Raw genomic sequence first — 8,756 nt, 5'->3', positions numbered from 1 at the left:
GCAATGAGAACGATCAAGTGAAATAAGGGCAATTGGTGGATGCCTTGGCATGCACAGGCGATGAAGGACGTGATACGCTGCGATAAGCCGTGGGGAGCTGCGAATAAGCTTTGATCCATGGATTTCCGAATGGGGAAACCCACCTTAAATGCTTGGGAATCTGGCGCCGTTGGCGCCGCGAATAGCCAATAGTGATTAGCGAATAGTTTGAAAATTCTATTCGCTATTCGCTAACACCTATTCGCTGCGTCGCTTAGGCGACGCCAGGTTCCAAGCATTGTGATAAGGTATCTACACCTGAATACATAGGGTGTAAGAAGCGAACCCAGGGAACTGAAACATCTAAGTACCTGGAGGAAAGGACATCAACCGAGACTCCGCAAGTAGTGGCGAGCGAACGCGGACCAGGCCAGTGGCCTTGGGGAATAAAGTGGAACGGAATGGAAAGTCCGGCCGTAGCGGGTGATAGCCCCGTACATGTAGAACACCCAAGGTCCTTGAGTAAGGCGGGACACGTGAAATCCTGTTTGAAATTAGGGGGACCACCCTCTAAGCCTAAGTACTCGTGCATGACCGATAGCGAACAAGTACCGTGAGGGAAAGGTGAAAAGCACCCCGACAAGGGGAGTGAAATAGAACCTGAAACCGGTTGCCTACAAACAGTCGGAGCCCGCAAGGGTGACGGCGTACCTTTTGTATAATGGGTCAACGACTTAGTGTGACGAGCAAGCTTAAGCCGATAGGTGAAGGCGCAGCGAAAGCGAGTCTGAATAGGGCGTTCAGTTCGTCGCATTAGACCCGAAACCGAGTGATCTAGCCATGAGCAGGTTGAAGGTTGGGTAACACCAACTGGAGGACCGAACCCGCATCTGTTGCAATAGATTGGGATGACTTGTGGCTAGGGGTGAAAGGCCAATCAAACTCGGAAATAGCTGGTTCTCCGCGAAAACTATTTAGGTAGTGCGTCGACCGAATACCCTCGGGGGTAGAGCACTGGATGGGCTATGGGGACTCACCGTCTTACTGATCCTAACCAAACTCCGAATACCGAGGAGTACTAGTCGGCAGACACACGGCGGGTGCTAACGTCCGTCGTGAAGAGGGCAACAACCCTGACCTCCAGCTAAGGTCCCCAAGTCATGGCTAAGTGGGAAAGGATGTGAGGATCCCAAAACAACCAGGATGTTGGCTTAGAAGCAGCCATCATTTAAAGAAAGCGTAACAGCTCACTGGTCTAAATAAGGGTCTTTGCGCCGAAAATGTAACGGGGCTAAAGCCATGCACCGAAGCTGAGGATTGTAGCAATCTAACGATTGCCGCAGTGGTAGCGGAGCGTTCCGTAAGCCTGTGAAGGGATACCTGTGAGGGGTCCTGGAGGTATCGGAAGTGCGAATGTTGACATGAGTAACGATAAAGGGGGTGAGAGACCCCCTCGCCGAAAGACCAAGGGTTCCTGCTTAAAGTTAATCTGAGCAGGGTTAGCCGGCCCCTAAGATGAGGCAGAAATGCGTAGTCGATGGGAACCACGTTAATATTCGTGGGCCTGGTGGTAGTGACGGATTGCGTAACTTGTTTGCTCTTATTGGATTGAGCAGGCGGGGAAGCGGTTCCAGGAAATAGCTCCACCGTATAGACCGTACCCGAAACCGACACAGGTGGTCAGGTAGAGTATACCAAGGCGCTTGAGAGAACTATGCTGAAGGAACTCGGCAAATTGCACGCGTAACTTCGGAAGAAGCGTGACCTCTTCGTACGCAAGTATGGAGGGGTGGCACAGACCAGGGGGTAGCGACTGTTTATCAAAAACACAGGGCTCTGCGAAGTTGCAAAACGACGTATAGGGCCTGACGCCTGCCCGGTGCTGGAAGGTTAAAGGGAGAGGTGCAAGCTTTGAACTGAAGCCCCAGTAAACGGCGGCCGTAACTATAACGGTCCTAAGGTAGCGAAATTCCTTGTCGGGTAAGTTCCGACCTGCACGAATGGCGTAACGACTTCCCCGCTGTCTCCAGCATAGACTCAGTGAAATTGAATTCCCCGTGAAGATGCGGGGTTCCTGCGGTCAGACGGAAAGACCCCGTGCACCTTTACTATAGCTTTACACTGGCATTCGTGTCGGCATGTGTAGGATAGGTGGTAGGCTTTGAAGCGGGGACGCCAGTTCTCGTGGAGCCATCCTTGAAATACCACCCTTATCGTCATGGATGTCTAACCGCGGTCCGTTATCCGGATCCGGGACAGTGTATGGTGGGTAGTTTGACTGGGGCGGTCGCCTCCGAAAGAGTAACGGAGGCGCGCGATGGTGGGCTCAGAACGGTCGGAAATCGTTCGTCGAGTGCAATGGCATAAGCCCGCCTGACTGCGAGACTGACAAGTCGAGCAGAGACGAAAGTCGGTCATAGTGATCCGGTGGTCCCGTGTGGAAGGGCCATCGCTCAACGGATAAAAGGTACGCCGGGGATAACAGGCTGATGACCCCCAAGAGTCCATATCGACGGGGTTGTTTGGCACCTCGATGTCGGCTCATCGCATCCTGGGGCTGGAGCAGGTCCCAAGGGTTTGGCTGTTCGCCAATTAAAGCGGTACGTGAGCTGGGTTCAGAACGTCGTGAGACAGTTCGGTCCCTATCTGCCGTGGGTGTAGGAATATTGACAGGATCTGTCCCTAGTACGAGAGGACCGGGATGGACATATCTCTGGTGGACCTGTTGTGGCGCCAGCCGCATAGCAGGGTAGCTATATATGGAATGGATAACCGCTGAAGGCATCTAAGCGGGAAACCAACCTGAAAACGAGTATTCCCTTGAGAACCGTGGAAGACTACCACGTTGATAGGCCGGGTGTGGAAGTGCAGCAATGCATGAAGCTTACCGGTACTAATCGTTCGATTGGCTTGATTGTTCTCATTGCTACTGCTCATCTCGCCGCAAACGCATCGCGTTTGTCGGCTCATGAGCGAATGGCGAATAGGGAGTAGCGAATAGCGCTCCCAATCGCCGCCAAAAAACGTGTTCAAAACAGACCGGATAGACAAGCGAAACCCCTATTGGCTATTCGCTACTCCCTATTCGCTCATCAAATCCAGCTTCTCATTTTGGTTTGTCACCGTCGCCGGTGACATTCTTGCCCTTAGTTGACCTGGTGGTTATTGCGGGGTGGCTGCACCCGTTCCCATTCCGAACACGGCCGTGAAACGCCCCTGCGCCAATGGTACTCCGTCTTAAGACGCGGGAGAGTAGGTCGCTGCCAGGTCTATTAAAGGCAAGATAAAATACTAAATCATGCGCCGCACGCCAAAAGGCATGCGATACGCCGCATGATCAAACAAAACTATCTTCTCAGAACAAATACCGGCCAAAGGCCAATCAAAAGGCCGCACAAAAGCGGCCTTCTCGCATTCAACAAAACCTTTCCGCGGGGTGGAGCAGCCCGGTAGCTCGTCAGGCTCATAACCTGAAGGCCGCAGGTTCAAATCCTGCCCCCGCAACCAAAGCAAAACAAAAAGCCCGCGTGACAGAAATGTCCGCGGGCTTTTTGGCGTTTTGAGGGAGCGAAGAAACCGTGAGCAATGAAACGTCGGTCCGACAGCGGTCGGTGAAGGGACGTTAGGCACTCGAGCAGGCATAGCGCGCTACGTTACTTTCAATACCGTCCGTAACCGAGACACCTCACCGCCCCATAACTGCTGGACGGTTGAAAATTCACCGATCTTTCCTCGAACAGCGCGCCATTTTCGTTCACCGCTCCAACCGATCGCGGTTTCCCAAGGCGGACGCAACACCCTACTTGTCCCGAGCTTCAAGCCTGAAACAAAACTATTGCCGGCTGATCACGGCCTTGAAATAGGGCACGATATCCGACGAGCTGTCTGCGCGATGGCGTAGTTCTCTGGCGATTTGTTCCAATGCCAGATCCAGGCAATAAACTGTCTGGTGCGCATCCAGAAGCGCCGCACTTTCCTTGGCGAACACAACCAGGCGGGTAATGGCGTGGAACTCTTCGATTTCAGTGTCAGTCGATGCGTTGGTGTCATCGAGCGCAAGGGTTGCATAAGCTGCTGTCATAATCGACTCCGCAATGATTTGCAGAGACTTTAAGCGATATTGGGGGGGGCTGTCGCGTGACACAGGCGTGACACACTTTAAGATGGATGGCCGGATGTGTTCGCCGCACAATGGTATTTCTGCATTTCATTCCAGAGAGTTGTGCGCTCGAACGTCCAGGCGGGCGCTGATGTTGATCGCTTTGCGTCAAGCCGTGACATCGTTTCGACAAGGGCGATGGCATCTGCACGCTTCAGGTTGACGGAATGTGCCTGGACTGCAACCGGGATTGTACTCCTTCTTTCCTCATTCGGGATGAGTGCACGCGCGATGATTGAGCGCCAGGTCCGCTCCTTGAAAAAGATTGCGCGAGCGACAGCTTCAAGATGCCTGGCCTCCGTTAGTGAGACGAGTTGTTTGTGCAGCAGGCGGTCAAGCGTGGCGGTGATATTGACCAGCGGCTCGCTGAGCGGGATCCAGCCGAGGGCTGCTGGTCCGTGGATCTGCGCTACATCGGAATCATCGACACGGTTGCCGTCGCGATATTCCTCGAAAATGCGCCCGATGCCGATCATGCCGAAAGAGTGGCATTCCGCAGCGCGCAGCGCCCCCATGCTGGCCGCCCCGAGAACACGCGCTCCCGCATTCAGAGCGTAGAGTATTTCCTTATGCCAGACCGGCGCGGTATATTCGAAGCCGCCATCGACAATGCCGATCACGGTGGCCCCTTCTTCCACCGCGCGAAAAATATCGCCCTGAACAGCCGGCCCCCGGATGGCGATACCGGTGGCATGGTCGGTGGCATCAGGAAGTGTCGGCCCAACAAAAAGCACCTTCATCCGAACGACCCCTTGATGAGCGCCCGCTGACCAAATCTTTGGGCGCGCTGTCCTTCCGGATTTTCCAGCCGTGGCGCAAGGACCTTTGCCACGGCGAAGGGCCATGCGGGGTCGCTGAGTGGGACGGCGATGATCGGCCCGAGCTCCAGCCGCTTCAAAATGTCGAGAATGCCGTTGCTGCTACCGGATGGACTGGGCTTTGCGCCTTGCATCGAGGGTTTGGGTCGAGCGCGGGGCTCCACTCTCAACAGGTCGCGGGTTTCCTCCGGCAAAGGCCGGTCATAGACCGGTGGATAGATATCGTCGCGGGCGCCGCTGATGAATGTCATGCGCGACTGCACCGCCTCGGTGATCGCGCGGAGCATGGCTTTGGCCGCCAAGGGATGGGTGCCCGCTCCATAATTCACATCGACGAAACGCGGGCGGCGGGTGGAGAGCACGTCGAGAGGCGCAATCAGCGCGTTGAAGGACGGGACGCCAATATCGCTCGTCATGTCGAACAATCGCAGCACAAATCCCGCAGCCTCAATTTGCGCAACCAACGATGAGAGTTCGGGCAGCTCTAGTGACTTCGGGTCCACAGAGGACGATTGACGCGATGCAGCGCTCGATACCTGCCAGAGGACATAGGCATCACGCTCGATACGTTCGTTCAATCCGTGAAAAAGCGCCTCTTCCATCGTGTTTCCCGAGGCCAGGCCATCGGATGATTGCCAGTAACGGCAATCGGTCAGTGTCCGGTCGAGGGTGACGGCATCGAGCGGTACATGGATCATCTCTCCCGAGATCAGGTCCGTACCTGCAATCCATGTGATGACTTCGTCGCGGGGCGCTGGCGACCGGCCGGCTGCAATCAGGCATACGAGCGTATCGAACCGCTTTCCGGCATGTTCCAGCGAATGTGCCGATGCTTGAAGTCTATTTCCGTATGGATTGCCGGCAACGGCGCGCTCCAGGGCTTCCATGACGGCGGATGTGCGGGCCTCGTCGTCGGTCAGCCCCTTGCCTTGCGCAACGACAATGGATTTGGCGTTCGGCGTATAGGCGCACCAGACCGGAACGCCTATACGATCAAGGCCCGTATGGCGGGCGACGCGGGTGATGCCGAAGCCGGGAAGGAGAGGCGACACCCGTTCATAGGTTTCGGCCGGGGTGCAGACCCTGTCGCTCCATCCTTGGTCATCCGGCGTCAAGCGTCGAAGAGCCCTGCGGAAACTGGCGCGGCAGAGGAGATGGCAACGGCGAAATCGACGTTCTTGATCACAGCGCCGCCCAAAGCCTCGATCTGCCTTGGTGACACCAGCAAATCCCTGCCATTTTCAAGTTCTGAGATCGTTCCCAAATCCATATCCGCCAGATAGAGTTTTGCATCCCCTGGAAATCCAATGACCACGACTTTAGACATTTCATTCTCCTTCGTTGTTGAGAATTCAGTAGCCGGCTTTCATTAAACCTTCTCGATACATGTCTTTCTGCCAGGCCTCCTTGATCGGGACGACGGCAAGCCATTTTTGCAGATCAAATTGCGGGTTGGCCTCGCGGTCCTGGCGGCGGAAGTGATGCGCGCGCTTGATATCGCCGAGCATGGCCCAGCTTGCCGCCAGAAGCCGATGTGCCGAGGCCTGGTTGGACATGCTGTCGATCCGGGACACGGCCTTGTCGAACGCGCCGACGAAATAACTGGCACCTGCTGCACACCAGAAATATTCATCCGGCCCCAGCGGGTTCAGGGAGATGGCATGTTCGATCTTTTCCAGCCCTTCCTTGGGCCGGGAGGCGTGAATAAGAACGTCGGCGAAGCTGTAGATCGCGTCCGCATAATGGGGGCTGAGTTCCTCCGCGCGGGCGAGTGCTTCCAGGCTTTCGTCGAGCGCGCCCAGATAGAGCTTTGCCATCCCGAGTTCTTTGTAACCGTAAGCGATATCGGGATTGCTTTCGATTGCCGAGCGCGCGTTTTCCTCAGCGCGGCGCAACAATTCCGGATCTCCCCTGGCCGTTAAAACCCATTCGATGGAATAGGTCTTGGCAAGGCCGCTAAAGGCATGGGAAAAATCGCTATTGTGCTGCAGCGCTTCCCGGAACGATTTTCGGGCGCTGCGAACCGAGGGCAATGTGAGCCGGCTCATCTGCTGTATGCCGAAGAGGTAGCGCCGGTAGGCGTCCGGTTTGACCGTATAGTCATCATGCGCGCTCTCGTTGCGCTTCAGCTCGGCAAGAATGCGATCCTTGACCACCCCTGCCAGCGTCTTTCGATGCGAGGACAAAAGCAGGCCGGCAATGTCGAAGCGTTCGGCATAGATTACATGATCCGATGGCACGAAGATGATCTGAACGAAGAGCCCATCCTCCGTCAGCTTCGTATCCACCACATAGGAAATGTCATGCTTGCCGAGCATGAGAGCCTTGTCGTCGCTGTTGCGAATGCGCTCGGCCGTGTAGGGCGCGATGATGGAAAGATTGCGCAGCGAACAGAGGCCGATCGCAACGTCATCGATGAGCGCGCTGGCTCTTGAAAGATCAAGCGCGGAAGAAAGCCCGCCGCTCGGCGGCAGAAGAGCGACCCGGGGTGACATGCCGAATGCGGGTAAAGTCTCCAGAGCATCGGGTTGCGCAGTCACCGCGAACAGCGGCTCGATCTGACCTTCAGACGGCTGTGGCGGCGGCCCGGTCGAAAGCGTCCGGCGTATCAGTTGATCGCCCGGCCAATGCTCAAGAATGAGAAAGGCCGCCTGCCGGGCGGCCGGCGCGTCTGCTGATGCCGGAACTTCCGCAGACCATTCCAGCAATTTTTGCCGCATCACGTTGAGATAGATGCGGCGTTGCGCTTTCACCCACCGGCTGGCCGCACCTCCGGCATCGTCGAATTCGCAGAGAAAAGGCCGGCTCATCAGTTCGACGAGGGAGGATAGGGATGTATCTGCGCTCTTGATCGCTTCTGCGTCGCAACGAAGTTGCCGGCGGTCGAGGCGAAGATGGCCAGGTGCTATGGTCAGCATCGAGGCATAGGCTACGGGCAGACGTGAAATCAGCTTTCTCAGGTTTGTAAATGCAAGCGCCCGCTCCTCGCTTCCCCAGAGAAGGTCAGCCGCTTCGCTGCGGCTGATTTCGGCGCTGGTTCCGGTTGCCAGATAGGCAAGCAGGAACAGACCTTTGCGAGGATACCGGCATTCCTGTCCCGCAGCATCGAGCAGGCGTAACCCACCGAATGTCTGCAGGAACATGGGCTTCACCCGGAAATGGAGGGTGCGATATGTTCCGCATCGGCCGCCCGCGAGACGGGATCATCCGCGTTTGCCAGCGCCTTGGTCAAGGTGATGATGGATTGGCGAACCTGCTTGCTCTTGATCGAGGTGAAGGCGCGGTTGAGCATGACGCCATCGCGCGAAACGAGGAATGCCCCCATCTCATCGACTTCCTGGGCCAATCCGTCCGGGGCCGTGGGTTCGTGATCCTCGAAGAAGTAGCCAATGGGGACATTGAGTACCAGGGCTGCAACCTGGAGTTTGCTCGCACTGACGCGGTTTGTGCCCTTCTCGTATTTCTGGATTTGCTGAAAAGTGATGCCGAGGCGGTCGCCCAGTTTTTCCTGGCTCAGTCCCAAAACCAGCCGTCGCGACCTCAGCCGGTTGCCGACATGAATATCGATTTGATGAGGTTCGCTCTTCGCCAAGTTTCATTCTCCTGCAATTGCCATGACGCCATCCTGCGGCGGCAATGTGCAGCATGCCAATTTCCACGCGAAATGCAACATTGAAGCAGGACGTTGAGATAAGAATTGCAACCTATGAGATAATATTTTTGATCAGAAATGGCGGCACCCCGAGAACTCAAGGTTCCCGGGCGGTTAATGGCTTCAAGAGTTTCAGAGTAAGCGGCGA

The 8,756-nt window shown here is 56.0% G+C and carries 6 protein-coding genes, 1 tRNA gene and 2 rRNA genes; 3 read left to right on the top strand and 6 right to left on the bottom strand.

Annotated elements, in window-relative coordinates; all coding sequences use genetic code 11:
• Positions 1 to 11: 11 nt before the first annotated feature.
• The 3 genes from PYR65_RS01315 (at position 12) to PYR65_RS01305 (ending at position 3,486) form a co-directional block, all read left to right on the top strand.
• Positions 12 to 2,897, top strand: a 23S ribosomal RNA gene (locus tag PYR65_RS01315).
• A gap of 236 nt (positions 2,898 to 3,133) precedes the next feature.
• Positions 3,134 to 3,248: ribosomal RNA gene (rrf, locus tag PYR65_RS01310) — 5S ribosomal RNA — on the top strand.
• Positions 3,249 to 3,409: 161 nt separating this feature from the next.
• A tRNA-Met gene (locus PYR65_RS01305) sits at positions 3,410 to 3,486 on the top strand.
• 325 nt (positions 3,487 to 3,811) lie between these two features.
• Here the strand turns inward: PYR65_RS01305 and PYR65_RS01300 are convergent.
• The 6 genes from PYR65_RS01300 to PYR65_RS01275 all read right to left on the bottom strand — a co-directional run bounded on the left by PYR65_RS01300 (position 3,812) and on the right by PYR65_RS01275 (position 8,548).
• On the bottom strand, positions 3,812 to 4,060 hold the full coding sequence (locus PYR65_RS01300) for a hypothetical protein (protein WP_276119598.1): 249 nt from the start codon (positions 4,058 to 4,060) through the stop codon (positions 3,812 to 3,814).
• A gap of 77 nt (positions 4,061 to 4,137) precedes the next feature.
• Positions 4,138 to 4,878, bottom strand: a complete 741-nt coding sequence (locus tag PYR65_RS01295) for a TfuA-like protein (RefSeq protein ID WP_276119597.1) — start codon at positions 4,876 to 4,878, stop codon at positions 4,138 to 4,140.
• Positions 4,875 to 6,071, bottom strand: coding sequence for a YcaO-like family protein (locus PYR65_RS01290; protein WP_276119596.1), 1,197 nt, complete (start codon positions 6,069 to 6,071; stop codon positions 4,875 to 4,877). The genes PYR65_RS01295 and PYR65_RS01290 overlap by 4 nt, the downstream gene beginning before the upstream one ends.
• The gene (locus tag PYR65_RS01285; protein WP_276119595.1) at positions 6,068 to 6,283 is read right to left on the bottom strand and encodes a hypothetical protein; all 216 of its coding nucleotides are present in this window, start codon (positions 6,281 to 6,283) and stop codon (positions 6,068 to 6,070) included. The genes PYR65_RS01290 and PYR65_RS01285 overlap by 4 nt, the downstream gene beginning before the upstream one ends.
• Positions 6,284 to 6,308: 25 nt before the next feature.
• On the bottom strand, positions 6,309 to 8,099 hold the full coding sequence (locus PYR65_RS01280) for a hypothetical protein (RefSeq protein WP_276119594.1): 1,791 nt from the start codon (positions 8,097 to 8,099) through the stop codon (positions 6,309 to 6,311).
• A 5-nt stretch (positions 8,100 to 8,104) separates the two neighbouring features.
• Complete coding sequence (locus PYR65_RS01275; RefSeq protein ID WP_276119593.1) at positions 8,105 to 8,548, bottom strand: helix-turn-helix domain-containing protein; 444 nt, start codon at positions 8,546 to 8,548, stop codon at positions 8,105 to 8,107.
• Positions 8,549 to 8,756 lie beyond the last annotated feature (208 nt).

Source organism: Pararhizobium qamdonense, from assembly GCF_029277445.1.
Taxonomy (GTDB): Bacteria; Pseudomonadota; Alphaproteobacteria; order Rhizobiales; family Rhizobiaceae; genus Pararhizobium; species Pararhizobium qamdonense.
Note: the sequence above shows the minus strand (reverse complement) of the source record. Positions and strands in the feature narration are given on the sequence as shown.